This is a genomic window from Anatilimnocola floriformis (assembly GCF_024256385.1).
In the GTDB taxonomy this organism is placed as follows: domain Bacteria; phylum Planctomycetota; class Planctomycetia; order Pirellulales; family Pirellulaceae; genus Anatilimnocola; species Anatilimnocola floriformis.
Window position 1 is genome coordinate 561,145 of record NZ_JAMLFW010000001.1, and the last position, 26,905, is coordinate 588,049.

General features: G+C 59.4%; 21 protein-coding genes. 11 read left to right on the forward strand and 10 right to left on the reverse strand.

Translation table 11 applies throughout. The features are described 5' to 3' along the window. Positions 1 to 41: 41 nt before the first annotated feature. Both M9Q49_RS02230 and M9Q49_RS02235 read left to right on the forward strand, forming a co-directional pair. Positions 42 to 1,148, forward strand: coding sequence for a Gfo/Idh/MocA family protein (locus tag M9Q49_RS02230; protein ID WP_254507016.1), 1,107 nt, complete (start codon positions 42 to 44; stop codon positions 1,146 to 1,148). Between the two features lie 93 nt (positions 1,149 to 1,241). Next, positions 1,242 to 2,012 carry a hypothetical protein gene (locus M9Q49_RS02235; protein WP_254507017.1) on the forward strand — a complete coding sequence of 257 codons (771 nt, stop codon included), beginning with the start codon at positions 1,242 to 1,244 and terminating at the stop codon, positions 2,010 to 2,012. Here M9Q49_RS02235 and M9Q49_RS02240 read toward each other — a convergent pair. After that, positions 2,009 to 3,643: a sulfatase family protein gene (locus M9Q49_RS02240; protein ID WP_254507018.1), complete on the reverse strand. Its 1,635-nt coding sequence runs from the start codon at positions 3,641 to 3,643 to the stop codon at positions 2,009 to 2,011. The two genes, M9Q49_RS02235 and M9Q49_RS02240, sit on opposite strands and share 4 nt — an antisense overlap. 229 nt (positions 3,644 to 3,872) lie before the next feature. Between M9Q49_RS02240 and lpxD the strand changes: the two genes are divergently transcribed. The 4 genes from lpxD (at position 3,873) to M9Q49_RS02260 (ending at position 8,808) form a co-directional block, all read left to right on the forward strand. Further along, positions 3,873 to 4,943 (forward strand): UDP-3-O-(3-hydroxymyristoyl)glucosamine N-acyltransferase, encoded by a 1,071-nt coding sequence (gene lpxD / locus M9Q49_RS02245; protein ID WP_254507019.1) that lies wholly within the window; start codon positions 3,873 to 3,875, stop codon positions 4,941 to 4,943. Positions 4,944 to 5,034: 91 nt separating this feature from the next. Continuing rightward, the gene (locus M9Q49_RS02250; protein WP_254507020.1) at positions 5,035 to 5,940 is read left to right on the forward strand and encodes an LpxI family protein; all 906 of its coding nucleotides are present in this window, start codon (positions 5,035 to 5,037) and stop codon (positions 5,938 to 5,940) included. Continuing rightward, on the forward strand, positions 5,937 to 7,085 hold the full coding sequence (locus M9Q49_RS02255; RefSeq protein WP_254507021.1) for an LptF/LptG family permease: 1,149 nt from the start codon (positions 5,937 to 5,939) through the stop codon (positions 7,083 to 7,085). Before M9Q49_RS02250 ends, M9Q49_RS02255 begins: the two co-directional genes overlap by 4 nt. 16 nt (positions 7,086 to 7,101) lie before the next feature. After that, a complete protein-coding gene (locus M9Q49_RS02260) occupies positions 7,102 to 8,808 on the forward strand; it encodes an AMP-binding protein (protein WP_254507022.1) in 1,707 nt (568 codons plus the stop codon). 11 nt (positions 8,809 to 8,819) lie between these two features. On the opposite strand, the gene M9Q49_RS02265 is transcribed toward M9Q49_RS02260, so the two are convergent. Beyond that, positions 8,820 to 9,236, reverse strand: coding sequence for a hypothetical protein (locus tag M9Q49_RS02265; protein ID WP_254507023.1), 417 nt, complete (start codon positions 9,234 to 9,236; stop codon positions 8,820 to 8,822). A gap of 275 nt (positions 9,237 to 9,511) precedes the next feature. On the opposite strand from M9Q49_RS02265, the gene M9Q49_RS02270 reads away from it, so the two are divergent. The 4 genes from M9Q49_RS02270 (at position 9,512) to M9Q49_RS02285 (ending at position 16,914) form a co-directional block, all read left to right on the forward strand. After that, on the forward strand, positions 9,512 to 12,853 hold the full coding sequence (locus tag M9Q49_RS02270; protein ID WP_254507024.1) for an MMPL family transporter: 3,342 nt from the start codon (positions 9,512 to 9,514) through the stop codon (positions 12,851 to 12,853). Between the two features lie 32 nt (positions 12,854 to 12,885). Continuing rightward, positions 12,886 to 13,089, forward strand: a complete 204-nt coding sequence (locus M9Q49_RS02275) for a hypothetical protein (protein WP_254507025.1) — start codon at positions 12,886 to 12,888, stop codon at positions 13,087 to 13,089. A gap of 89 nt (positions 13,090 to 13,178) precedes the next feature. Then, positions 13,179 to 14,615, forward strand: a complete 1,437-nt coding sequence (gene miaB / locus M9Q49_RS02280) for a tRNA (N6-isopentenyl adenosine(37)-C2)-methylthiotransferase MiaB (protein WP_254507026.1) — start codon at positions 13,179 to 13,181, stop codon at positions 14,613 to 14,615. 4 nt (positions 14,616 to 14,619) lie between these two features. After that, positions 14,620 to 16,914 carry a type ISP restriction/modification enzyme gene (locus M9Q49_RS02285; RefSeq protein ID WP_254507027.1) on the forward strand — a complete coding sequence of 765 codons (2,295 nt, stop codon included), beginning with the start codon at positions 14,620 to 14,622 and terminating at the stop codon, positions 16,912 to 16,914. Positions 16,915 to 16,965: 51 nt separating this feature from the next. On the opposite strand, the gene M9Q49_RS02290 is transcribed toward M9Q49_RS02285, so the two are convergent. Continuing rightward, positions 16,966 to 17,685, reverse strand: coding sequence for an RluA family pseudouridine synthase (locus M9Q49_RS02290; RefSeq protein ID WP_254507028.1), 720 nt, complete (start codon positions 17,683 to 17,685; stop codon positions 16,966 to 16,968). 34 nt (positions 17,686 to 17,719) lie between these two features. Further along, a complete protein-coding gene (locus tag M9Q49_RS02295; RefSeq protein WP_254507029.1) occupies positions 17,720 to 18,865 on the reverse strand; it encodes a hypothetical protein in 1,146 nt (381 codons plus the stop codon). A 122-nt stretch (positions 18,866 to 18,987) separates the two neighbouring features. On the opposite strand from M9Q49_RS02295, the gene M9Q49_RS02300 reads away from it, so the two are divergent. Then, a complete protein-coding gene (locus M9Q49_RS02300) occupies positions 18,988 to 19,920 on the forward strand; it encodes a formylglycine-generating enzyme family protein (protein WP_254507030.1) in 933 nt (310 codons plus the stop codon). 13 nt (positions 19,921 to 19,933) lie between these two features. Here M9Q49_RS02300 and M9Q49_RS02305 read toward each other — a convergent pair whose 3' ends face one another. The 6 genes from M9Q49_RS02305 to M9Q49_RS02330 form a co-directional block, all read right to left on the reverse strand. Further along, a complete protein-coding gene (locus M9Q49_RS02305; RefSeq protein ID WP_254507031.1) occupies positions 19,934 to 20,425 on the reverse strand; it encodes a DUF2752 domain-containing protein in 492 nt (163 codons plus the stop codon). Positions 20,426 to 20,496: 71 nt separating this feature from the next. Next, complete coding sequence (tsf, locus tag M9Q49_RS02310) at positions 20,497 to 21,330, reverse strand: translation elongation factor Ts (RefSeq protein WP_254507032.1); 834 nt, start codon at positions 21,328 to 21,330, stop codon at positions 20,497 to 20,499. Positions 21,331 to 21,602: 272 nt separating this feature from the next. Continuing rightward, positions 21,603 to 22,379 carry a 30S ribosomal protein S2 gene (gene rpsB / locus M9Q49_RS02315; RefSeq protein WP_254507033.1) on the reverse strand — a complete coding sequence of 259 codons (777 nt, stop codon included), beginning with the start codon at positions 22,377 to 22,379 and terminating at the stop codon, positions 21,603 to 21,605. A 231-nt stretch (positions 22,380 to 22,610) separates the two neighbouring features. After that, a complete protein-coding gene (locus M9Q49_RS02320) occupies positions 22,611 to 23,585 on the reverse strand; it encodes a hypothetical protein (protein ID WP_254507034.1) in 975 nt (324 codons plus the stop codon). Positions 23,586 to 23,621: 36 nt separating this feature from the next. Then, positions 23,622 to 25,109, reverse strand: a complete 1,488-nt coding sequence (locus tag M9Q49_RS02325; RefSeq protein ID WP_254507035.1) for a hypothetical protein — start codon at positions 25,107 to 25,109, stop codon at positions 23,622 to 23,624. Positions 25,110 to 26,185: 1,076 nt separating this feature from the next. Next, the gene (locus M9Q49_RS02330) at positions 26,186 to 26,695 is read right to left on the reverse strand and encodes a hypothetical protein (RefSeq protein WP_254507036.1); all 510 of its coding nucleotides are present in this window, start codon (positions 26,693 to 26,695) and stop codon (positions 26,186 to 26,188) included. Positions 26,696 to 26,905: the final 210 nt, after the last annotated feature.

A 26,905-nucleotide genomic window follows, 5' to 3' on the forward strand; every position in this document is an offset into this window, starting at 1 on the left:
GAGTTCTTCAGGTTGCCACGGGCAGACATTATCATACGCCCATGACTGAACTCCTTCCGCTGGATTACCTCCCCAAACTTCCCAAGCACCGCGATGCGCCGATCGGTTGCATTGGCAGCGGCTTTATCATGGCCGATTGCCATTTGGTGGCTTATCGAAAGTCGGGATTCAATCCCGTGGCGATCGCGTCTCGGACTCCGGCGCACGCGCAGCGCGTGGCCGAGCGGCATTCATTGGCAGCGTATGACACCTATCAAGAGATGCTCGCCAGCGGCAAAGTCGAGGTGGTCGATGTCGCGGTGCCGCCCGATACGCAGATCGATGTGATTCGCAACGTCTGCAAATTCAAAAAGCAAGTGCGCGGCATCCTCGCGCAAAAGCCGCTCGGCGGTAACCTAGCCGAGGCCCGCGAGATCGTGCAGATCTGCAAGCGAGCCGGCATCACGCTCGCCGTGAATCAGAACATGCGTTACGACCAGTCGATCCGTGGGCTGAAGAGTCTGCTCGATCGCGGCGCGCTCGGCGAACCTGTTTTGGCGACCATCGACATGCGGGCTATTCCGCACTGGATGCCTTGGCAGCAACGGCAAGGCTGGGTCACGTTGCGGATCATGTCGATCCATCATCTCGATACCTTCCGCCTTCTCTTCGGCGATCCCGTGCGCGTCTTTTGCAGCACGCGACCCGACCCGCGGACGGCGAAAAAGTTTGCGCATACCGACGGCATTTGTCTCTACATTCTCGAATACGCCAATGGCCTGCGGGCGATGGGTTGCGATGATGTATGGACGGGGCCCGCTCTCGAAGGAGCCGAGAAAGATATTTCGATTCGCTGGCGCGTCGAGGGAACGCAAGGCCTGGCCCGAGGCACAATCGGCTGGCCTGACTATCCGCATCCGACACCGAGCACTCTCGATTACACGACCACCCAACAGCCCGGTTATTGGCTGCAACCGCGTTGGAAAGAGGTTTGGTTCCCCGATGCCTTCGCCGGGACGATGGCGCAGCTACTCTGCGCGTTGGAAGATAAAGCCGAGCCAGAAATCAGTGGCGCGGATAATCTGAAAACGATGGCGCTCGTCGATGCTTGTTATTTATCTGCCGCCGAACATCGAGCAGTGACGCTGAAGGAAGTAATGAAGCGCTAGCTGACGATATCGGATGGATTGCTCTTGACCGAATTGCTTTGATTGCTATTGTTCGCCGGACTTTTCCTCAAGTTCCCATTCGAGGCGAACGCGATGTACTTTCGGGCGGCCACGCTGACGTGCGCGGTGCTGCTGGTTGGATGCCAAAACGCATCAAACCAGCTCAGCCTGTATGCGCCGTTCGGGCCGCAGAGTGTTCCCGCTCCAAGTTTGACGCGGGCCAACTCCACTCCGTACTACACGCCCGGCGATCTGAAGAGTGCGCCGCCAGCGGGTAATCCAGCAACGGCTTCGCAGCCGGATAAGAAAGAGCTCTCACACTACGATCCGTATCGTGGCGTGCTGGTGCCCGGCAATTTCACGCCAGCGCCCGTGCTGGCGCGATCGAGCGATGCCTGGAGCAGCAACAATCTGGCCGCGAGTTCACCTCCACGAGAACGCGCGAGCACCGAAGAACCAATTCGGATCGTGGAAAACAGCAGCGCGGCGCCGAGCAGCATCGCGGCGAGTCCGTCGAGTTCTCGCAGCGGTGCGGTGAAATTCAACGCTACTCCGCTCAGTGGCGCGGTTCGCTCTAGCGCAAGCTTGGCAGCAACGCCCCAGCCGACGACGTTCAATGCAGTGGAAGTTGCCCGTCTGCCGAAACCGCCGGTCATTCAGAGCACGCCGGTGAACCTGCCGACGAGCAAACCGCCCGGTTTGCTCCCGACACCGTCGCTCACACCGCCACCGAAGCCTGGCACGCCGGGGCGAGTGAGCCTGTGGAATGATCCTGGCGACGGCAGCCGAGTGATGCCAGCCAGCCATGTCGAAATTGCCACGCCAGTCGCCGCCGGCGATGGAACTTGGAAGGCCAAAAATTAGTCGGCGGCCTTTTTCTTTCCGCCTGCTGGCGGCTCGTTCACGGGCCCAGACATCGGCGGTGTTTCAAAAAACTTCCCATCGTCGACGAGTCGCGGATCGCCTGTTTCTTTGAGCTCCTTCAGCAGCCGTTCTTCGAGTTGCGCCCGCGTTTTGGCGTATTTTTCGTCTGCGGCGACATTCTTCATCTGATCGGGATCACTCTTCAGATCGTACAGTTCTTCGCGAGGCCGTTTGCCGTACACGGCCGTGAAATGATCCTTCCACTGCGGATCGTTTCGTACGCCCACAAGCCAGGCTTTCGTCGGCCCGGCGTCTTCATCGGGAATCGTGGCCCGCGTGTTGTTCGCAATTTCATCGGCCGTGGGAACATTGTCGCCATCGAGGCGATAGTGGTCGCCGAGCGGAAAGCGTTCGGGATGAAAGTTGATGATGTACAGGAAGTCGTTCGTGCGAATCGCCCGTTGCGGATAGGGCATGAAATCGGCGCGAGCATTCTCCACATGGCGTTCGCGGCCAACGAAGACGGCATCGCGGGTAGGATCGACCTGGCCGGATTTTTCCGACTTCAGAATGTTCACCAGGCTCCGGCCGGTCATGTTTTTCGGCACAGCGACTTCACCCAGTTCGAGAAACGTCGGCGCGAGATCGGGAAGAGTGACGAGATCATCGACCACGCGGCCCGACTTCGCGCCGCCCCAGCGAATGGCCAGCGAAACGCCCACGCCGAAGTCGTACAGGTTGCATTTGCCATGCGGAAAGCCGGGCGCGCCGTGGTCGCCACTCATCACGATCAGTGTGTTGTCGAGTTCGCCGATGGCTTCGAGTTTTTTGAGAATCACGCCGACCTGGGCGTCGAAGGCTTGCGCTTCGCCGAAGTAATCGGTGAGGTCTTCGCGCACAATCGGCACATCGGGCAGAAACTTCGGCAGCTTTCCTTTCAGCGAATCGGGCTCAATGCCCCACAACTTTTTGCCGGAGCCCTGCACCCATTTGCGATGGACGTTGGTCGGGCCATACCAGTAGCAGAACGGCTGATCCTTGCCGCGGGCGGCGAGAAACGCCTCGAAATTGCCGAGCGTTTCCTTATACAGCGTCTCCTTCGCGGCTTCGACGCTGGTGCCATTGGCGACCATCTTCGTGACGTTCTCGCTGAATTGATTCACACGGTTGCCGGCCTTTTCATACGCGTATTTGCCGTTGCCGTAGGGCGCGTCGTTGGGGACGCCGGGGCTCCAAACTTTGTACGTTTCGCCGATGTGATAGCCGGCGTCCTTCAGCAGCAGTGGAAACACCGGCTGTGTCCCCTCCCACACCGCGCCGCGCAAAATCGCGCCGCGTCCGGTACGCCAGAAGTGTTGTCCCGAGAGGAGTGCGCTGCGGCAGGGAGTGCAACTGGGGGACGAGACAAACGCCCGGCGAAACAACACGCCTTCGCGCGCGAGCCGATCAAAATTCGGCGTCTTGATCGCATCGTTGATCGTGCCCGGCCCATCGAGCTGAGCGTAGGCGCTCGTAAAGCGTCCCCAGTCGTCGGCGAAGAGAAACAGAATGTTGGGGCGTTTGGTTTCAGCCGCTGCCGCGCTGCCAACCAAACAAAGAACGAGCAACAACAGGGCTAAACACCGTTTCATGGTTCTACTCACTACTTTCTCATCTCTACTTTCCTTCCTCCCGAATGAGTAGGAGAGTCGAGAGGAGTGAGTAGAAAGTAGATGAGAGCGCGATTCAAGCTGTTGCTAGCTGCAGGAATGAAATCGATCTTGTCGTCGAATTACAAAAGCGACTACATTGCACGCCGCTCGGGTGACTTCACGGATGTGTCAGTCGCGATCACGAATCTTCGAGGGGGAACGGATTCCAATGAACCTCACACTCTCCGCCATTGCGGCCTTAGTTCAGGGTGAATTGCACGGCGACGGCTCGCAGGCAATGACTGGCGCTGCCACACTCGCCACGGCTAAACCGGGGGAAATTACCCTCGCGGATAATGTAAAGCTGGCCCGCCAGTTGGCCGCGAGTGCCGCCTCGGCGGTCATCGTGCCGCGGGGTTTCGCTCCCGAAGGCCGTCCCTTCATTGTGGTTGACAACGTTCACGCGGCCTTTGCCAAAGTGGTGCAGCAGTTCCGCCCACAGCGGCCAAAGCGGGCTGTCGGCGTGAGCCCATCGGCTTCAATCTCGGCATCGGCCCAACTTTCGGCTGGCGTGGAGATTCATCCGCTGGCCTTCATTGGCGACGACGTCGAAATTGGCGAAGGGGCCGTGATTCACTCCGGCGTGCGCATTCTCGAAGGTTGCAAGATCGGCGCGGGAACGACAATTTTCCCCAACGCGGTTTTGTACGACAACACAATCATCGGCCAGCGCTGCTTGATTCACGCCGGCGCGGTGCTCGGCAGCTACGGCTTTGGCTACAGCTCGAGCACCGGGAAGCATGTTCTCTGCTCGCAACTCGGTTGGGTCGAAATCGGCAACGACGTTGAAATCGGCAGCTGCACGACGATCGACCGCGGCACGTATGGCCCGACGACCATTGGCGACGGCACGAAGCTCGACAATCAGGTGCAAATCGCGCACAACTGCCGCGTGGGTCAGCACAACATCATCTGCTCGCAAACAGGCATGGCTGGTAGCAGCTCGACGGGCGATTACGTGGTCATCGCCGGCCAAGCTGGTCTGCGCGATCACGTGCATATCGGCGATCACAGTGTGATCGGCGCCAAGAGCGGCGTGATGGGTGATGTCGAGCCGAAGTCGCGCGTGGTGGGCATTCCCGCGACGGAAGAGCGGTTTCAATACAGCTGCGTCGTTGCCGTGCATAAGTTGCCGGATCTGCGGCATCAGATCGTCAAGATGCAGAAGCAACTCGATGCGCTGCAAGCTCAGGCTTTGGCGAGCACGCAGGCTTGCGGTGATTCGCGCGAAGCCGCGTAACGCCTGCTTACATGGTGACTCCACGCGCCGTCCGGCCCCTCACCCCAACCCTCTCCCCGGAGTACCGAAGAGAGGGAGTGAGTCTTTCTCAATGAATACCTCCACCCCTTCGGCTGTTGGCTTGATCGCTGGATGGGGACGCTATCCGTTTGTCATCGCACAGGCGCTCAAAGCGCAAGGGACCGCGGTGCATTGCATCGCTGTGGCGGGGCATGCCGATCCAGAACTAGCAGCGCTGTGCGACACGCACACCGAAATGGGAGTGGCACGCATTGGTTGCGGCATTCGTCATTTCAAGCGTCTGGGCGTCACGCGAGCGACGATGGCCGGGAAGATTTTCAAGCACAAGGTGCTCTACAGTCGCTTTGGTTGGCTGTCGCTTGTTCCCGATCTGCGGACCGTGTGGGCTTTCATTCCCATGTATTTGTTCCGCAAGCGCGACCGCAAGGACGACACGCTGCTGACGGTCATCGTCGACGAATTTGCCAAGGATGGAATTCACATGGCTCCTGCTACCGACTTCGCTCCCGAACTGCTGGTTCCCGCTGGCATTCTTACTCGCCGCCAGCCGACGGCTAGCGAGCTTGAGGATATTGCCTTTGGCTGGCAGATTGCCAAGGATCTCGGCCGGCATGACGTGGGACAAAGCGTTGCCGTCAAAGGCCAAGCCGTGATCGCCATCGAAGCCATCGAAGGAACCGACGAATGCATCCGCCGCGCGGGCACGCTCTGTCGACAAGGTGGTTTTGCATTGGTGAAGGTCGCCAAGCCGCAGCAAGACATGCGTTTCGATGTGCCGACGATTGGCGTGGGAACGATTGAAACGCTCGCCGCTGCCCGAGCAAAGCTGCTCGCCATCGAAGCCGACAAAACGATCGTGCTCGATCGCGACGAAGTTGTCCGTCTCGCGAACAAACATGGCATCGCCCTGATTGCCACAAGCGACGCCCAGATCGCCGGCGGCGCTTGGCAACGTCAGCGAGGACACGCTGCATGATTCCTCTGCTCCTCGATCGCTACATCCTCGGTCTCTATGCCAAGGCTCTGTTTCTGTCGCTCATGGTCCTCGGCGGCATGTATGTCGTTATTGACTTTGTCAGCAACAGCGAAGAGTTGATCGGCTATTCGAACGGCTCTTTCTCGGCCTTTTTCGCGTTGATTCTCGAATACTACGGCCCGCGCGTGCTCTGGGTTTTTGATCGCACGGCCGGAATGATTGCGCTCGCGGCGGCGCTGTTTGCCGTGACGTGGATGATGCGCACGCAAGAGCTGACTGCCATTCTCGCGGCCGGCGTGCCGCCGTCACGCGTCATCCGGCCGATCTTGATGGCGACGCTGATCGTCGCCGGCACGGGCGTGGCGAATCGCGAACTCTGGCTACCGCATTTTCGTTCGCAACTGGCCCGCAACGCCCAAGACTGGTACGGCGAAAAAGCCAAAAACTGCACACCGATTTTCGATCCCCGCAGCGATGTGCTCCTGTCGGGCAAGCGCGCCATCGGCAAGGATCGGCGGATCGAAGAGCCGCTGTTTCGCTTGCTCTCGAAGGAACTCAACTCCACCTGGGGCCGACAGATTGTGGCGGCCTCGGCCTGGTATCTGCCTTTCGATCAAGGCCGTCCGGCTGGCTATTTATTAACCGGTGTCAAACAACCGACCAATCTCGCCAAGCTCGCCTCGCTGATCATCGATGGCGAAGCAATACTGCTCAGCCCTAGCGACACGCCCTGGCTCAAGCCGGACGAATGTTTTGTCGTCAGCGTCGTCAGCTTCGAGCAGTTTTCGCTCGGCAGCGGTTGGCGGCAGAACCTGTCGACGCAGGAACTGGTGAGCGGACTGAAAAATAAATCGCTGCAGTCGGGTGCCGATATCCTGGTGACGATGCACGGCCGGCTCGTCCAGCCGTTGCTCGATTTGACGCTCGTTTTTCTTGGATTGCCGCTGGTACTCTCGCGCGGCAACCGTAATATTTTCGTAGCAGGGGCGATCTGCCTGGTATTGATGGCTACGTTTTTTGTCGTGTCGCTGGTTTGCCAGGGGCTCGGCAACAATTATCTCCTGGAACCAACGTTTGCCGCGTGGTTACCAGTGCTGATCTTCGCCCCTATCGCGTATACATTGGCGCGACCGTTGTGGGATTGAGCGAAGAGGAACGGCGATGGCGGAAGAGTTAGAAAAAGCCTGGGTCGATGGTTTAACAATCGGCCAGGTGCTGCGAGAGACTGCGCGGAAGTTTCCGAACAACGATGCGCTCGTTTTTCCGAATTCAGCCGGTCAGGCTGGAAGCCTAACCTACGGCCAGCGCTGGACATGGCAGCAATTCGATGCCGAAGTCGATCGCGTCGCGCGGGCCCTGATCGCCCTCGGCATTCAAGATGGCGAGCACCTGGCGCTGTGGGCCACCAACGTGCCGCAGTGGGTGCTGTTGCAATTTGCCACGGCTCGCATCGGCGTCGTGCTGGTGAATATCAACCCGGCGTATCGGCCGTTTGAGCTCGAGTATGTGCTGAAGCAAAGCGATGCTGTCGCGCTAATGCTCGTCGAGAAGTTCAAAACGTCCGACTACTTCGCTATGCTCGCCGAAATTTTGCCGGAGCTTGGCGCTAGCGGCGAGGGCAAAATTCAGAGCGATAAATTTCCGCAGCTGCGCCATGTTGTGGCGCTGTGCGATGCGCCGCCGCAGTCGATGCTCAGTTGGCCCGACCTGCTGAAGCTGGCCGACCGTGTGACCGACGAGCAGTTCCGCCAGCGCGAACAAACGGCTGCCGATCACGGCAAGGCGATCAATATTCAGTACACGTCGGGAACGACCGGTTTTCCCAAAGCGGCGATGCTCAGCCATCGCAATTTGCTGCTGAATGCATATTACGTCGGCGCTTGTCAGAAGCTGACAGCCGTTGATCGACTCTGCATTCCGGTCCCGTTTTATCACTGCTTCGGCTGCGTTCTCGGTACGCTCGCGTGCGCGGTGCATGGCTCGGCGATGATCATTCCTGCTGAGTATTTTCAAGCGCAAGCCACGCTCGACGCCATGGAAAAAGAACGGGCGACATCGGTTTACGGCGTGCCGACGATGTTCATCGCGCAGCTGCAATGCGTCACGCTGCCGGGGCGCAATTTGAAGTCGCTCCGCACCGGCATCATGTCGGGCGCTCCTTGTCCGATTGAAGTGATGAAAGAAGTCAATGAAAAGTTCGGCATGCGCGAATTGACCATCGCCTACGGACAAACCGAGGCCTCGCCAGTCATCACGCAAACGCCCTGCGATGCGCCGATTGAACTGCGCGTTGAAACCGTCGGCGAACCGCTCCCCGGCTGGGAAGTGAAAATCGTTTCGCCTGAGTCCGGCGAGTCGCTCCCCGACAACACACAGGGCGAACTCTGCTGCCGCGGCCATGGCGTGATGATCGGCTATTACAACAATCCCGAAGCAACCGCCGCCGCCATCGATCAAGACGGCTGGCTCCACACCGGCGACCTCGCGGTGCGGTTGCCCAACGGTTACTACAAAATCACCGGCCGCTTGAAAGATCTGGTGATCCGCGGCGGCGAAAACATTTATCCGCGCGAGATCGAAGAGTTTCTTTTCACCCACCCCGCCGTCGAACAGGCCGCCGTCGTCGGCGTGCCCGATCCCAAGTACGGCGAGGAGCTTTGCGCTTGGATCAAACTCCGCGCCGGTCAAACGACCACCGTCGACGACATCCGCCAATACTGCAAACAAAAACTAGCGCACTATAAAACGCCGAAGTACGTGAAGTTCGTCGAGGCCTTCCCGCAGACCGTCACCGGCAAGATACAGAAGTTCAAAATTCGAGAGCTGATGAAAGAAGAGCTTGGTCTGCAGGATCAGAAAACGGCTTAGCGATATCTATGTCAGCGATTTATTTTTTCGATCGCTGCCGTGGCCGCTGCTGAGCCCTTTTTCTTTTCCTTCATCTCAAAGTGTCCGGTGTAGCGCGAGCCGCCGAATTTGGCAGTGAACGTGCCTGCATCCTCATCGATCGCGCCGGTCCAAGTGTAGTCAGCAAAATCGATGACGGCCGTTCCCTTCAGCGACTCAGGCTTGCCGGAGAATTTCACGGTGTAATCGAAGGGCACGCCCTGCCACACGCCGTAAAACCGTCCCTGCCACCGCTCGTCGCCCAGGTCCTTGATTACTGCCGTCATGATTCCGTCGAGCTTGCGATTCGTGGTTTTCCAGGGGCCTTCGAAGACGCGATCTTGTCCACTCGCAGCGTTGAAGCTGCCGAACAAAACGACGGCCAGCAGAAAATAGCGATAACAGCACATGGCTTCTCTCCGTGGATGCGGCATTGAAAAAATCCCCCGGCGAGCCAAAGCGTTCGCAAGAAGCATGCCCGCTAGCACCTGCAGAAGTTCTGCCTAGACCGAGACGCTAGCAACCACTTCTGTAATGCGGTTCGGGGTAGGCGGAAAACGGCCAAAGAGGATAAACTAGGTGGCTGCTCGCATGGACTTGCGATCACACGAACTTCCCACTTCATACACGCCCAAATCATCATGGCTGCCGATCCCCAACCGGTCAGTCTGTGTCAGGAAGCTGCATGACCGCGGAACGGAATCCGCATGAGGAGACTTCACTCCTCTCGCGCCCGCTGGAACTGTTGACCACGGCCTCGCTCCGCGCGCCGGCCTGGGTGCTGGGCATGGCGGTCGCGGTCGCGCTGATTGCGATCTTGATCACGATCAACGGCCTCGAGTTCAAAACGAGTCGGCTTGATCTGCTGAATGCAAAGAGCGCCTACAACCAGCGCTGGCTGGCCTATCTTGATGAGTTCGGCGACAAAGACGACGCGGTCATCGTCGTCCATTCTGCCGATGCAAATGTGCTGCGCGGCGTAATTGATGATCTGGGTGCGCAGCTGCGCGCTCGCAACAAATTGTTTCTCTCCGTCTTCGATCGCACCGATCTATCGACGCTGCGCCCGAAGGCTTTGCACTACCTGAGCGATGAGCAGGTCGATCAGGTTTACCAACAGACCGTGCAAGCGCAGATGATGATTCCGCGCGACGCTAAGCAAGCCGATCCGGGTTTGCAGCTCGCGCGGTTGAACGACACATTGGAGAAAGTGCGGGCCGCCTCGCCCGAGGCACATCAGCAGTGGCAACAGCATTATGCGCAGGTTGCTGGCGGCTTGCTCGCCACGCTCAATCCGCAATCGATTCCCCGGCAAACGCCAGCCGATTTCAGTTTGCTGAAGGAGAAGTTCGGCAATCAATACTTGCTGAACGAGCAAGGGCACCTTGGTTTTGTACTCTGCAAAATGAAGATCGATCCCACGGAGATGGCCCGCGGCAAGCAAGCCATCACCACGCTGCGGCAGATCATCGATACGACGCGCCGTCGTCATCCGCAAACGTGGATCGGCCTGACCGGCATGCCGGTGATCGAATACGACGAAATGCAATCGAGCCAGACCGACACGCTCTGGACCGGTTTCCTCAGCATGGCCTTTGTCGCCATTCTGTTCGTCGCTGGTTACGGCGGCATTCGCCATGCGATCATGGCCTGCATCGTGTTGCAGTTCGGCATGGCGTGGTCGTTTGGTTTCATCACGCTGGCGATCGGACATCTCAACATTCTGAGTTCCGCTTTCGGCGTGGTGGTGATCGGCCAAGGAATCGACTTCAGCATTCACTACGTCTCCAGTTATCTCAAAGAACGCCGCTCGGGCCACCGCTGTGCCGAGGCGCTCATCATCACCGCCCGAGATGTCGGGCCAGGTGTTTTCACCGGCGCTATTTCGACCGCCGCGGCGTTCTTCGCTGCCGGCTTTACCGAATTCACCGGCATCGCCGAACTCGGCATCATCGGCGGTGCGGGAATCATGCTCTGCGTCGTCGCGACCGCCGTCGTGCTGCCGCCGCTGATCTATTTGTTCGATCAAGGCCGCGACATGCTGCCCGTGCCGGAGATTCTGCCGGCCAGTCGCTTGATCGGGCCGCTCACTCGCCATCCCGCGCTTACCATCGCCAGCACTTGCGTCATCACGCTGGTTCTCACCGGCGGTTTTGCTTGGATGCGCTACGATCACAACTTGCTCAACCTGCAGCCAGCCAATCTAGAAAGCTCTGCCATCGAGCGCGAGCTGTTCAGCCGACTCGACGACAGCGTGTGGTTTGGCGTGTCGATGTGCGACACCAAAGAAGAGCTGCTGGAACGCAAAGCCGCCTTTGAAAAACTGCCGCAAGTGGCGAAGACTGAGGAGATCGCCTCGCTGCTGCCGAAGACCAGCGCTCGCAAACAAGCACAAATCGCCGAGATCCACAGCCGCTTGGCAGATCTGCCGCAGCGCCCGTTGAGCGTGGCGATCGATCCTCGCCGCTTGAAACGCGAAGTAGGCCGCGCACGACAACTTCTGGAGCGCGATGCCACCTACGAAACACCCTTGCAACAACAGTTCGCCGCCATCGCTCAGATGACGCAGTATCAGAGCGACGAACAACTCGCGGCGGGAATGTCGATGGCGTCGGCGATGCTGGCCACGCACGCGATCGGTCCGCTGCGCGAACTGCGCGAGTTCACCGATCCCGCACCACCTGCCATCGAAGACCTGCCCACACCGCTGACCGACCGTTTCCTGGGCCAGCACGGCAAGTACCTGATCAAGGTCTATGCTAAAGGCAACATCTGGGACCTCGACAAGCTGGGCGATTTTGTGCGCGGCGTCGAGTCGATCGATGCGCGGATCACCGGCCATCCGATCCAAACGTTCTACGCCTCGCAGCACATGCAGATGAGTTACATCTGGTCGGGCGGCTACGCGATCATCGCGGTCTTCCTGCTCATCTACATCGACTTCCGTAACCTCCGCCACACCCTCGTCTCGATGCTGCCGCTCTGCCTGGGCTTCATTCAAATGTGCGGCCTGGTCGGCTGGCTCGGCATCCCGTTCAACCCCGCCAACATGATCGGCCTGCCGTTGATCATGGGCATCGGCGTCGACGAAGGGGCACACCTCGTTCACGAAATGCGTCGCCAGCGAGGCCGATTCAAACTCGAAGATGCCACCGCCGTTGCTGTCACGCTCACGTCGGTCACCACCATGGCCGGCTTCGGCACGCTCATCCTTTCTCGCCATCAAGGGCTGCGGAGCATGGGCCAGTTGCTCACGCTCGGCGTCGGCCTGTGCCTCGCCTGCACGGTGCTGTTCCTCCCCGCGCTGCTGACGGTTCTCACTCGCAATCGTCCGGAAGTGGATGAAAACGAAAACGAGGATGAATCGTTTGCCGTGCGAATCGATGAGGAAGAGGCCATCGCCGACGAAGTGTCGACGACAATCGAACAGGAAACCGTCAGCATCGCGCCCGCGGATGAGTTCTACGAACCGACCATCGCTGCCGCGGCGCGACCTGCTCTGCAGCCGACCATCGAATTGCCAGCGATCCAGGCCGCAGTGGAACCAGCAGAAGCCAAACTTGCGGAACCCGTGAGACCGGCGTTCGCGCCGCTGACGTTTACTCCGCCGACCTTCACGCCGCCGCCTGCATTCACTCCACCACCCGCTGCGTTCACGCCGCAGCCGATCGTGGTGCAGGCTCCGCCGCCTCCGCCAGCGTTCGAGGTTTCGTACTACCGCCTGGTCGAAACGCCGCCGGCGCCGCCTGTTGCACCCGCCAGCGACGACACGCTCTCGCTCGAGACGCTGCATCGCGAACTGCTCGCCCGTCGGCAGGCCGAGCCCGAAGCGGTCATCGCCGAGCCGACCATTCGGCTGGATGCACCCGATGACCAATTCTCGCCGCTCCAATTCGGCCCGGTGACGATGAACGTTCCTCGCCGTCGCAGCCTGCCGCGGCGAATTACCGAGAGCGAAATCCAGGCCCTGGAAGCCCAGCCAACGGCCGACAGCCCTGTGGAATCGGAACCCGATCAAGTAAACTGAGTGAACGTCTCGGGGCCAGGAGGGCCGCCATCATGCCGAACATGCAACCCTGGGATTGGGTCTTGCTGGTGATTGGCGCGTACATCGCCGTCTCCGGATTGCTCCGGCTGATGCGCAACCGCCGCGACCAGGTGTTGGCCGAACTAACCGCCCAAGCCGCTGCCGAACAAGCACGCCAACGATTGGCTGCCCAACTCGAAAAGCAGCGGGCGAAGCAAAAGAAAAAAGCCGCGTAGGAGAGGGCTAGGGACTGGGAACTAGGGGCTGGGGAAGTCAGCAAATCCTCCCGCCCTAGTCCCCAGTTCCTAGTTCCCAGCCCCCAACCATGAAAAAACTCTACATCGAAACCGTCGGCTGCCAGATGAACGTGCTGGACAGCGAAATGGTCGTGGCCAGCTTGCGGCGGCGCGGCTTCGAGCTGAGTCGTGATCTCGAATCGGCCGACGTACTGCTGTTCAACACCTGCAGCGTCCGCGAACAAGCCGAGAACAAAACCTACAGCGCGCTCGGTCGCCTCCGTTCGTTCAAATCGAAGAACCCCGACAAGATTATCGGCGTGATGGGCTGCATGGCGCAGAAGGATCAGAAGCTGGTCTTCGATCGCGCGCCGTTTGTCGATCTCGTCGTCGGTCCCGGTCAACTCGCAAAAATCCCTGAGCTCATCGACGAAATCTCGGCTGGCAACGGCAAGCAGCTCGCCGTTGGTCTCGGTCGCACGGCGGGCTCGGTCGATGAAATCCGCCGCAGCCATGAGACGTTCGATCCGCTCCGCGACCCCGCGATGCGCCCCACGCCGTTTCAAGCTTACCTGCGGATCCAGATCGGCTGCGATAAGTTTTGCACCTACTGCGTCGTTCCGAACACGCGCGGCCCCGAGCAAGGCCGACCGCCGCAGCAGATCATCGAAGAAGCGAAATTGCTCGCCGAGCAAGGCTGTCTCGAGATCATCCTGCTGGGCCAAACCGTCAACAGCTACAAATTCCGCGACGGCGGCAAGACGACGCGACTGAGCGACTTGCTTCATCAGCTGCACGAGATCGACGGGCTCAAGCGATTGAAATTCGTCACCAACTATCCCAAGGATATGACCGACGACTTGCTGCAAGCCGTGCGCGATCTGCCGAAATGCTCGCCCTATTTGCACGTTCCCGCGCAGAGCGGCAGCAACCCGATGCTGAAGAAGATGAAGCGCGGCTACACGATCGAAGAGTATCGCGAGATGTTCGGCCGCATTCAGGCGACTCTGCCCGATGCTGCCGTGACGAGCGATTTCATCGTCGGCTTTAGCGGCGAGACGGACGAAGATTTTCAGCTGACCTATGAACTGGTCAAGGAATGCCGGTTCAAGAACAGTTTCATCTTTAAGTACAGCGAACGCCCCGGGACAAAAGCGGTCGATCTTTATCCTGACGATGTGCCGCACGATGTGAAGCAGTGGCGGAACAACGAACTGCTCGAACTGCAGAACAAAATCAGCGAAGAGCTAAACCACAAGCTGCTCGGCCAGCGCGTGGAGGTCCTCGTCGAAGGCCCCAGCGAACATGCCAAGAAAGAGCACGGCGACGCGGTGCTCGAGCAAAGCGGCCCTGTGCAACTCGTCGGCCGTACGCCTTGCGACCGCATCGTGGTGTTCGAAGGCAACACGCGACTTACCGGCCAAATCGTGCCGTTGATGATCTATGAAATCGCGCCGCACACGCTCTTTGGCGCGGTGGCGACGACGCACGTCAGTTCGTCGCCGTTGACGATGTTGGGCGCTTAGCGTCATGCCGCGCGGTTCGCGACGACGCGGACAGTCCTTCGCCGATTCGCTGCTCCAGCTGCGCGCGGAAGTGAATCGGCGGTTCGGCGAAGAGAACGAAATTCTCAACAGTGCGATCGCTTGCGCACTACCGGCGATCCACGCCACGCGCTGGGACGAGGTCGGCGCTTGGTTGCTGCAGAGTAATGAAGAGTTCACCTGCGAAGCGGTACGCCGCCTGCAATCGGCAGCACCCGATTGCCGCGCCGCCGCAGCGCAAGTCCGCGAGCACGCCGGCGCTGGCGACGACTCGCTGTTGTGGAGTTGCTACGAACTGCTGCTTAACTCCGGCGACAGGCGAACGAGCGGTACCTACTACACACCTCCCACCGTCGCACACTACCTGATCGCTCAAGCCGAGCGGCGCTTGCGAGAATCGCGTACAAGCTTCGCGAGCACGGCCAGCGGTTCCATTCTGGAGCCCGCCTGCGGCAGCGGCATTTTTTTTGCGACCCTGCTCGAACATCTGCAGGGTAGGGGACAACTGAATCAATCAGCTGCTCAACAATTGCTGCCGCGATTGATTGGCATCGACCTATCTGCCGTTGCGATTTTCCTCACGCGGCTGCGCATCGCGCTCACTCTGCAATCGGCGGGCATCGCGCTTGCCGCTGATCTGCCGCAACCGCGACTTGTTACCGGCAATGCCCTCGCGGGTCCCGACGCGATTCCTGAACTGCGTCAACCCATCGGCGTCGTTCTCGGCAATCCGCCGTTCTCGTACCTGTCGCAAAACGAACTGCCATGGATTCAGTCACTCGTGCGCGGCGACAAGTCGCACGCCGGTTACTTCGCCATCGACGGCGCAGCGCTCGGCGAAAAGAAAACCTGGCTGCACGACGACTACGTGAAGTTTTTGCGTCTCGCGCAGTGGTGCATCGAGCAAAATGGTCGCGGCGTGGTGTCGCTTGTGACGAATCATGGCTGGCTCGACAATGCCACGTTTCGGATCGCGCGGCAGCAATTGCTGCGGACGTTTTCACGCATCGACGTCGTCGATTTGCACGGCAATGCGAAGCGGCACGAAGCCAACCAAGCCGCTGAACGCGATGAAAATGTCTTTGGCATCGCGCAAGGCATTGCGCTGGTCACGCTGACGAAAACGGGTGGCGATAGCCGTTCGCAGGTTTCGCGCGCGGATCTGTGGGGCTCGAGCAAAACGAAACTGGAGCAGTTGGCGCTGGCGATTGCGGATGAGCCGCTGCCGAATCAATCGATCGTACCAATCGCTCCGTGGTTTACCTTTGCCGAACAACCAGCGGAGTTGCCCGCTGAGTATCGCGCTGCTCCGCTGCTGACCGAACTCATGCCGGTTAACTCGACGGTGCCGGTGACGGCCCGCGATTATTTTGTCGTCGCGGCCACCCGGGAGGAATTGCAGCAACGGACTGCTGAGTTCTGCGATTCCAAAATCAGCGACGATGAAATTCGTAGCAAGTACTTTCAGCGGACTCGCTCGAATCGTTACGAGCCCGGTGATACCCGCGGTTGGAAACTTCCCGCCGTGCGGCGGCTGTTGATGAGCGAAGCCGATCCGGCGAGTTGCATTCGCCGTTGTTTGTATCGGCCGTTCGTGTGGCGATATGTTTTGTGGCATCCCGCGCTCATCGATTGGCCTCGCGCAGAGTTCACTCGGCATTTCGACGGTGGGAATCTGGCTCTGATCGCTCGGCGGCAATCGATTGCAGGTCGCGAGGCGAACTTTTTTTGGATCACGGATTGCCTGCCGCTGGATGGCGTGATTCGGAGTGATAATCGCGGGAGTGAATCGTTCTTTCCGCTCTGGCTAAAGGAAGCGAGTGCTCGTCGCGCAAATTTTACGAGGGAGTTGCTGGCGGAACACGATCCGACCGAGCTACTCGCTTATTGCCACTCGCTCTTTCATGCACCGAGCTATCGCACACGTTACACGAACGGCCTCGCAATGGAGTTTCCTCGCGTGCTGTTGCCGCGCGAGCCAGTGTTGTTTGCTCTGCTCGCGCGAATAGGTCAGGAGTTGATCGCTCTTCATTTAACTGATCCGCAGGGAGACCCCACGCGGAGCGTGAGGACTACACTGCAGGGCGATCAGCCGGCGATCGAGGATTTTTATGTGGGGACGTACAACGTCTGCAGGAAGTGGTTGCAGATGCAGGGGGACAGCCGCGAGTCGGCGGCGTTTGGGCGGTTGCAAGGGTTGATCGGAAAGACGATCGAGTTGCAGCAGGAGATTGAGGACGCAATCGCAAACGCTGGTGGTTTTCCGCATGCGTTTCGGTAGCGGTCAACTTATTGTCCGCTCGCACGAACCTAGGGGTTCGTGCTACGCGACCTACATCACGCCATAGTCTTGCCAGAGTGGCGGCAGGGGCGCGGTGATGTGGATCGGCTCGCGAGTCATTGGGTGCTTCAGCTGGATGCTGTGAGCGTGGAGCGAGATGAGGCGGGCTCGTTCGTCGTCGTGCCACGGGCCGAAGGAAACCGGGCTGCCGTAGAGAGTGTCGCCGAGCAGAGGCATGCCGCGCGAGGAACATTGCACGCGGATCTGATGCGTGCGGCCTGTTTCGAGTTCGATCTCGATCAGCGTCCCCTGCGGATGCGACTGCACAGTGCGGTAATGCAGAATCGCGATTTTGCCGGCGGGATTTTTTTCGTCTACGACCACGGTCCGCGGCTCGCCGTCGATCTTCTGCAGGAAGTCGGTCCACGTTCCTTCGGCTGCGGCTGGAGCGGCAGGCACCAGCGCCCAGTACGTCTTGCGCACCGTCCGCCCTTCGAACTGCTCCGAGATCTTGCGCGCAGCGCGCACGTGGCGGGCGAAGACGATGCAGCCGCTCACAGGCCGATCGAGTCGGTGCGGCACGCCGAGATAGATCTCGCCGGTCTTGCCTTCGCGCTGCTTGATGAAGCGTTTGACGCGCAGCTCAAGACTGTCGATGCCGAGGGGCGCTTGCGTGAGCAGCCCCGCCGGCTTGTTGACGATGAGGCAGGGGCCTTCATCGTAAAGAATGTCGAAGCCGGGCTCTCCAGCCGCACTTGCAGAATCACTCAACTCGCAGCACTCCCTCGCGAACGTGTCGGACTACCTACTTCGGATCGATCTTCAATTTCACCCGATACTCGCCCGGGAACTGGTAGCCGTCGCCGGCGTAGTCGCCCTGCATGCCGATGGCGAGTTGGATGACGCCCGACGATTTGGCGACCATGGTCGACGTTTTACCGACCTTGAAGATCTGTCCCTTCTCGCCGATGCGGGCGACCAGGGCACCGCCGGCGATTTGATTCGGCACATACCAGCCGTAGTTCGGCGCGCCATCTGGGCCGCTGCTCGCGTTGCTACCCCAAGGCGACATCACGATGCTGCCCTCGGCTTTGAAGGTGATGCGGTCGCCGGCTTGCACGCGGATGCCCGTGCTCTTGAAGCTGCGCTGGGCCAGGTTTTCGCCGGCCACGGTCAGGCTCTTGCGGAACGACTCCTTCATGCTCACTTCGCGTTCGGCGCGACGGACATCGGCCAGCTTGACGGTCAGGTCGCCGTACTTGGCCGCCACTTTGAACTCACTGGGCGAAACCTTGCCAACCACGGTGAAGTCGGACGTAACCACGGTGTCGAGGCGGATCCAAGGCTGTTCGACGGAGTGATCTTCGTCGTCGGCCCGTTCTTCGGCGGCTTCTTCCATTTCCTTCAAAATCTCACCCACGTGCCGTTTAATTTCGGCGTTGTCGTCGGCGACAAACTTTTCCAGCTCGCGTTGGATCTTCACGCCGAGCGCGGCGAGTTCTTTGTGGGCGGCTTCGCGCGTCTTGTAATCGTCACTGCCGAGGCTCTTGATCTTCGCAACGATCTGGGCCGAGAGTTCGGGGAAGCTATCGAGGCCGGGCGAGAAACTGCGGATCTTGTCGACCGGCACGACGAGCTTGCCGAACTGCGTGTCGACGGTTATCTCGGCGATCGACAGATCGCCGGTGAGCACGCTGCCGTCGAAGAGGTGGAGCTTGAGGTAGCGCGGCCCGTGCGAAACGGTGGCGACTCGCGGCACGTCGACAGTGGGCTCTTCCTTCTCGGGCTTCTTCCCTTTTTCCGGCTTGGCTGGTTCGCCGGGGATAGCGGCTTGGATCTTTTCGATGATGGCTTCTTCCTGAGCGTGCAAAGAACCGACGAGGCACAAGGCAAACAAAGCCAGGCCCGCCAGTTTGACGCCGAGGGAGCGGCATGAAGTTGCGGTCAACATGGTGTACATTCCTGAGGAAGATGAGAAGGTTTTATTGTGGTTCACGGCAGGGCGGAATTCCAGTAACCAAACTGCGGTTTCGCAGCCTCCGACAACTCAGCCATTTGATGACGAGCCAACCGATGAGAAGGTTTCTGCTGACGGCGATTTTCGCGGCAATTTGCGGAATTCAGGGCTCGCTTGCCAACTCGCAGCAACCGAGCGCCAAGCCGGAAATCGTGGAAAACACGCTCGGCATGAAGCTGGTGAAGATTCCCGCCGGCGAGTTTCAGATGGGTTCGCCTGCCAGCGAAGAGGGGCACACTGAGATCGAAACGCAGCGGAAGGTCCGCATCACCAAGCCGTTTCTGCTCGGGCAGCACGAAGTGACCGTTGGGCAGTTTCGCAAGTTCGTCGAAGCGACCGGCTACAAGACGACCCTCGAAAAAGAGATGAAACCGGGCTTTGGTTTTGAACCTGCGCTCGATGCGATTGAGATCCTGCCGAAATTCAACTGGCAGAACACGGGCTTCGGCACGGATGAGCATCCCGTGGTGAATCTCAGCTGGGATGATGCGATGGCGTTTTGCAAATGGTTGAGCGAAAAAGAAAAGGTCACGTACACATTGCCGACCGAAGCCCAGTGGGAATATGCCTGCCGTGCGGAGACGACCACGCGCTACTCCTGCGGTGAAACCGAAGGCTCGCTGAAGGGTTTTGCGAACATTTGCGACGCGTCGTTCCTAAGCAAATATAAAAACGCCACCTGGAGCATTGAGTGGGACGATGGTCATGCGTTCTCGGCGCCGGTGGGCAGCCTCAAGCCGAACCCCTGGGGCCTGCATGATATGCATGGCAATGCGTGGGAATGGTGCAGCGATTGGTATGCAGCCGATTACTACAAAGATTCGCCGGCAGATGATCCGCCGGGGCCGAAGACCGGCGACGTACACATCGTTCGCGGCGGTGCATTCACGAATCGCAACCGCTTTGTGCGCTCGGCTGATCGGAACGCACTGAAGCCCGGTTATCGTTACAACTTCACCGGGTTTCGCGTAGTGCGAGTGATTCCGTAGCGTTCGCGGGCGTCTACAGCAGCACTCGCCACAGCCATTGCGCGATCGTGACGGTGAGCAACAGGCCCGCGAAGCCGACCAGCCACGCGAGATCAATTTTGCCCGGCCACCAGCGACCGAGTGCAGCCGAGGCGATCATCCAAGGGCCCGCGGCGAGCGAGTAAAGGGCGAGCAACATGCCGCCGCTATTGGCGTGTGCTGATTGCAGGACGTGGCCGTGCATCAGATGCGACCAGGAAGTGGTCATGCCGCAGGCAGGGCAACGGATGCCAAAGAGGGTAATCGATGAGCAGGGCGGCAGGCCCAATTGCTGATGTGTGCCGAGGCCGTTGGGACTCGGATGCAAGCTAGCCGCGATCACGAGCAGGGTGATCAAGGTCAACCCGGTGAAGAAGAGCAGCCCACGCTGCCAGAGAACGATTCGGCCATTGTCATGGCCGGCGAATGGCGATTCGCCGGTGAATTTCGGCGGCTGCACAGAGATTGGAGGCTCGGCGGTATTCATTTCGCTGCCTGCAGATGTGCCAAAGCCATTCGCTCCCGCCGCAGAGGCGGGAGCGTTTTGATTGGCAGCGTTTACTCGCGGCCCAGTTCCCAGTGGACGAAGTTCTTGATCTTCATCTTGGCATCGTCGGCGAACTTAGCGACGGTCAGGCTCGGTTCCTTCACGAACGGTTGTTCGAGCAGGGCCTTCTCGGCGTAGAAGTTACGCAGCCGGCCTTCGACCATCTTGTCGACGATGTTGGCAGGCTTGCCTTCCTTGAGGGCGGCTTCCTTGAGGATTTCGCGTTCTTTGTCGACCAGCTTCTGATCGATGTCTTCTTTCTTCAGGGCCAGAGGACGCATGGCAGCGACGTGCATGGCGACATCCTTGGCCGCTTCGTCGGTACCGCCCTCAACCTGCAACAGCACGCCCGAAACGGTGCCGCTGTTGTGGCTGTAAGCGCCCGTGCCGCCTTCGAACTTGAGCATGCGGCCGACGTTGAAGACTTCGCGGATCCGGTTGAACATGTCGTCCTTCACATCGCGGAGCTTCTTGCCGGGCTTGCTCGGGCAAGGTTGATCGAGCAGCTCATCGGCGGTCTTGGCGCCGGGGCCGGTCGCGAGTTGCTGGGCCATGTCATTGGCGAGTTGGATGAATTCGGGGCTGCCGGCGACTGGAGCGCTTTCGCACTTCAGCTCGACGACTGCGCCGGCTTCTTTACCCACGCCATGGTAAGTGCCGAAACGGCCGAAGGCGGTTTCGCGATCGCTGCGGATGGCGTTGATCTTGATGCCGTTCTGCCGCAGCGTTTCCTTGGCCTTTTCCTTGTCGCCGCCCGATTCGGTGAGGGCTTTTTTACAATCCATCATGGGAAGGCCGGTTTCGTCGCGCAATTCGCGGACCAGCGAGGCGGTGATTTCTGCCATGGGTATTCTCCAGAAACGTCGATGAGGTGTTTTGTATTGGTTCCCTCGCCTCTGTACTCAGGGGAGAGGGTTAGGGTGAGGGGCAGGAAGCGAGGAAGCACCCTGATATTTAGTTTAGACAATCTTTGGAGGGGAGAGGTTCGTGATCGCCGAGTCTTAACAACTTCGGCCCCTCCCCAGGCCCTCTCCCCGAAACGGGGCGAGGGAGCTTAATGAATTGCGTTCACTCTCAATCTCGCGAAACGCAAGCGATTAATGCGCTAGCGGGTAACCTAGGCATTCCCATCTTTAGCAGCGGCAGCGGCGGCTGCTTCGTTTTGCTGCTGACGGGGCGACGAATCCTTGTCCTTGCCCTTCGCAGCGGCGGCAGCTTGCGAGCCGATGAGGATGGCTTCGGCCAAGTGACGCATGATGAGCTCGACGCTGCGGATACCGTCGTCGTTGCCAGGAATCGGCAAATCGACCACGTCTGGATCGCAATCGGTATCGATCAGCGAGACGGTGGTGATACCCAGCGAGCGGGCTTCCTTGATGCAGTTCTTTTCCTTGTTCGGGTCGACGACCACGAGGCATTCCGGCATGCGGTTGAGCGTGCGGATACCGTTCAGGTTGCGATACATCTTGCGATATTCGCGGGCCAGCGACGATTGCATCTTCTTGCTGTAGGTGGCCAGTTCTTCGCCAGCGCGGATCTTTTCGACCTGCTCGAGGCGAGTAAGACGGCTGCGAACCGTGCGGAAATTGGTGAGGCAGCCACCGAGCCAGCGTTCGCTGACGAACGGCATGTGGCAGCGGAGCGATTCGCGTTCCACGGCGGGACCGGCTTGACGCTTGGTGCCGACGAAGAGAATCAGCGAGCCTTGAGCGGCAACTTGGGCCAGGTACTTCTTGGCCCGCAACAAACCGCGGATCGTTTGGCGGATGTCGATAATGTGAATGCCATTCTTCTTGGCATAGATATAGTCGCCCATCTTGGGGTTCCACCGGCTAGCCCGGTGACCAAAATGCACGCCTGCTTCGATCAATTCCTGAACCAGAGTATCACTCACAAACCTGCTCCTTATTGCTGCCGTGGGACATGGCCGATGGCCACAGGCGCTGCGTACCGCAACAAAAATGCTGCGAATTGCAGTTTGCCTTCGCCCTGCACTCAAGATCTAAGTCTTGAATAGCAAACAGCTTGGGAAAAACACTTGCCACCCTCACCATGAGGACGGCTTAAAACGAATCGCCCATCTTATCAGGACTAGAAATCGGGTCAAGATCAAGCGAATGGCGGACTAGCCAGCCAGTTGTTCCCGCAACCACCGCCGGAGTTCGGTCCGGGGTGCGATATCGCGCAGCAGCCACGTATCGGTGTGGTTCGGAAACGGCAGGGCCTGGAAGGTGAATTTGCCAAGAGGCTGCGAGTTGGCCGGCTGCGAGTCCTTTAGAAATTGTTCGGTCGCGGCAATCGTTCCTTCGTGCGAAATCCATTGCGCTCGGCCGTTGAGGCGGGCGAGGCGTTCGCGGGCGGAGGCCGCATCGCTGTCGTCATAGGGCCAGCGGCGGACGCCGTCGTAATGGCTGTGGACGATGAAGCACTTCCAGAGTTTGGCGATCTTGTCGTTCCGTAAGCCGATGTAGTTGCAGGCAATCGCGCCGCGGGAAAAACCGGCGAGTACCAACCGCTGTGCATCGCCGCCATATTCGTGGCAGATGAGTTCAACTGCGGCCAGGCAGTAGTCGACGGTCGCTTGCGGATCGCCCCACCATTGCCGTTGGTTCTCTTTTTTCGCGGCGTTCACGAAGGGGAGCGTCAGGCAAATAAAGTCTTCGCCGCCGGAAACGCCGTAGGCCAGATTGCAGTCTTCGACGAGGCCGCTGTTGGTATCGCCGAGGTTATTTGAGTACGGGCCGTTGCCCGGATACTCGACGATCACCGGCCAGCTGCGATCCTTCGACCAGTTCTTCGGCAGATAAAGAGCGTGGTAGATGCCCGTGTCGCGCTGCGTGGGCAACTGCTGTTTCACCCGCAGACCGGGCGCGGGGGTGGCTTCTTTCATCGCCGGCGCGATCAGATCGGGCTTGATCGCCTTGAGGTCGATCGGCTGGGCCTGCTTCGGCTGATCGCGGCTGGGTTCTTGAGCGATCAGTGAAACAACGACGGAGGAGAAGAGCGCGAGCGTAAGGAGCCCGAGAACTGCCACTGCGATTCGAAGCGCGAAGCGGTTGAACTGAATCCGACGAGCGGCGGCGTTGTTGGCGCTGGGCATCCTAGCACACTGCAATTCTGCGAGTCACTCGCTCGCTTAACGCAACACATTGCCGCCGGAATCGGCAGCGAGCTCGCGATGCGTTGTTGGATCATTCATACGGGCCCCGCTTTGAGCCACGGCGCCGTCGGCTTGGGGATTCCAAGGTTGATCGACGGGGCGCGACCACTCGAGCAGGACGCGGCGATTCAGCGGCGCCGCGGCAGCCGTTCCGTTTTCGGCCGTACCCGGTAGGTTAGCCGATCCAACAGCGCTCTGCACCGGTACCAGGTCGGATTGTGACGGGCTATTAATCGGAGCCGCCAGCGGAGCCTCAGCAACGGCAGGGCGTTGCGACACATCACGCTGCTTCGCATACCAGCCTTCCGAATAAGGACGGGCTAGGTTGTTGGTCGGACGAGCTTCGACTTGGCTGCCGGTGGCAAACTCAGGCCGCGGCGGCGAAACGGCTTCGAGGTTCTGCATGTGTGACGGCTTCCGCATGGCCGGCGTGTGGGCATTCGTGGCTACATAGGCATGGGCCGGATTGCGTGGCGTCTGCGGATTTACGTGCTGAACCGGCGGTTGTTGTTGCTGATTGTATTGCTGCGGCTGAACGGCCACGGGCGAGGCAACCACCGAAGGCGTCGGTTGGCCTTGAGCGATTTGGTTCATCTGCTGAGCGTTCTGCTGCGACGCCGGTTGGGCATTGGCAGCGATCATCCGGTCGTTGCGATTGTTGACGCTATCGGCCGGTTGCAGCCGGGGACTGCCGATGCGGACCCATTCCAGCCAGGTGACTTGCAGATCCGAGAGATCCTTAAAGCCGTAATACTTCCGCGTGGCGGCGGGCCAGTTTTCGCTTTGCATACCGTCGCCGACGAACTGCACAAACTTCCGCTGGCCACCCTGCATGATCAGGTAACGAGTCAGCGAATAGCCTTGGGCATACAGCGGCAACATTTCCGGCGGATATTCCCGCATGGCGAACATCTTGTTGAACGGGATGCCCTTGTCGGTCATCAAAAATTCGATGAGGAAACCGTCTTGCTTCCGCTTTTCGACATCATGTTCGACGGTAGTGCAAGCTCCTTCATCGGCCCAGCGGGGCAACGGCCGACCGAAGTGCGTGGCAAAGATGGTGTGCGTGATTTCGTGCGGCAACACCGAGTCGAGCACGCGCTCCTTCGAGCCTTGCACCGACATCGACCAACCGAAGGGAGTCCCTTGCCGGCTGAAGCTGAACTGCGTCACGCCGCCGGCGCCCAAGCCGGGGTTGACCTGAGCTTCGATCGGGCAGGGCTGTTGCCAGGGTTGCAGTTCGGCGCCCAGCCATTCGATGGCGAGGTCGCGGCGGAAGGTTTCAGCCGCTTCGCAGATCTCGACTGCGAGAGCCTTGCTGGCCGCAGTCACGATGAAGTTTTGCGAGCGAGCGCTGGCTGCCGAGGCCACGGCGGGCAACAGGACGAGCGAAAGAATCGCCAGGACGTTGGCGACGCTGCGTTGGATCGAGACGAGGGTGAGCTTGAGGGGGCGAGCTTCCATGCTCTTGGATCCTTCCAAGGTTGTGACATCACCGGGGCGAAGTCGAGTGCGGGCGACTCCATCCATTCGGTGCTGCCTGGTCGGAGGTTGCCGCATCGTGCGACAACCCAGGTTGAGCCTCGTGGTTACTAAGCAACCGCGGGGCCAGTTCCTTCAGCAAAATTACGCGAACTTACCAGGCTGTGAGCTAAAGACTTGCGAGAGAACGCTTTCCTGCATTTTCGTCGCGAGTTTCAACCCTTCGCTGGCAGGCGAGTCCTTGTAAGATTTTCAAAACTTACCCTGGAAAACGGTCAAATGGAAAGAGGAAAACTCGGAAACTTGAGTCGAGTTTGCCGCATTCCCAGAAAAGATGCACTGCAGTGATAGCAGTTTGACCAGAGACCGGCAGCGAACGGAGCGGTGATTTGAATCGAAATCGCATGCTCTTCGTCACCGTAGCAGTCTTGAATTCGCGCGATGGAATATATAACAGGTTATCAAGTTTCTTGCGAATCCTGAAATATCTTGTATGCCAACGACTTGCGGCAAAATCAGGAGTTGAAACCGGGGCGGGTTTATAACCTTTTTATAACCACCGCATATGATTCGCATGCGAATCAATTGTTTCCGCGGCAGTGTTCCATTCGACATCGGTCGGCTGCACTCAGCGCGCACCGGTCGCGCAGCGACGACTGTCATTTTCAAAAACATCAACCTAAGTGAGAAAGAGCAGTCGTCAATTAAATGCGATGTGGTGGCAACTTAGGTCAGAAAATGTCGTGACGCTGTTATCGGCCTTTTCTCTCTCCCCTCGCCCCGTTTCGGGGAGAGGGGTCGGGGGTGAGGGGATAATGCGCGAGTTTGACTCAATTTTCTGGCGAACTGGTCGGCAATCCATAGTGCGTGCTCATTAGCAGACTCTCGCTTCGGTTCACCCCTCACCCCCAGCCCCTCTCCCCGAAGCGGGGCGAGGGGAGCAGGACAGGATGCTGCCTGCCGAGCGCTCACGCTGGCGCTGATTTCGGGAGGGCGAGGCGCCTCACCATCCCGTCGCTGGCGTGAATGGTAGCGGCGACTAGAGAACAAGCGAATGCTCACTTCACCGCCGTCCCTTCAATCCGATAGACCGACAGCGTGTTACCGTTCTCACCTTTAACCGGTGCGACGCGGAAGATGCCTTCCACGGTGATTTCGTCGGTCGTGAAGTCTGTTCGCAGTTTGCCTTGCAGTTCCACTTCGATGGCATGATGGGCTTGGCCGCCGGGGCCGAAGGGGCATTCTTTTTCTCGCATCAGGTGGAACTGGCGGATGTTGCTCCGCTGAAAGACCGCGCCGTTCATCCAGCCTTTGATGCGGACGGGCTTTCCTTCGAGCACTTTGATCGACGTCGTCAGCATCCACGGCTGAAAGACCGAATCGGGCTCCATGCCGATGTCGAGGCGTTCCCACTTGAGATCTTCCGTGACGGGAGGCGACGGCGGGGCGACGATCGGCGTAGTGTCGACTGGTTTTACGGGCGCGGTCGGGCTGACTGGCGGCGTTGGTGCGCAGCCAGCGAGCAGCGTTGCTGCCAATAGCATCAGTACTCGCCCTGAACCATTCATTTTGCGCCTCGTTCTCCTATCTTAGTCCGCCATTCGTGGGAGGAGCCATTGGTCGGCCCGGCGATTGCATCGCCGCCTTCGCCAATTCTGCCAGCAAGCGAGCGAATACACGATTGCCGACCGCAACGGCTGACCGCGTGGGGCCGGCAGCCTATAATCAAGCTAACCGAATGGTCGGTCGCATTCGCCAGACCCACGGTGGTGCGAGGA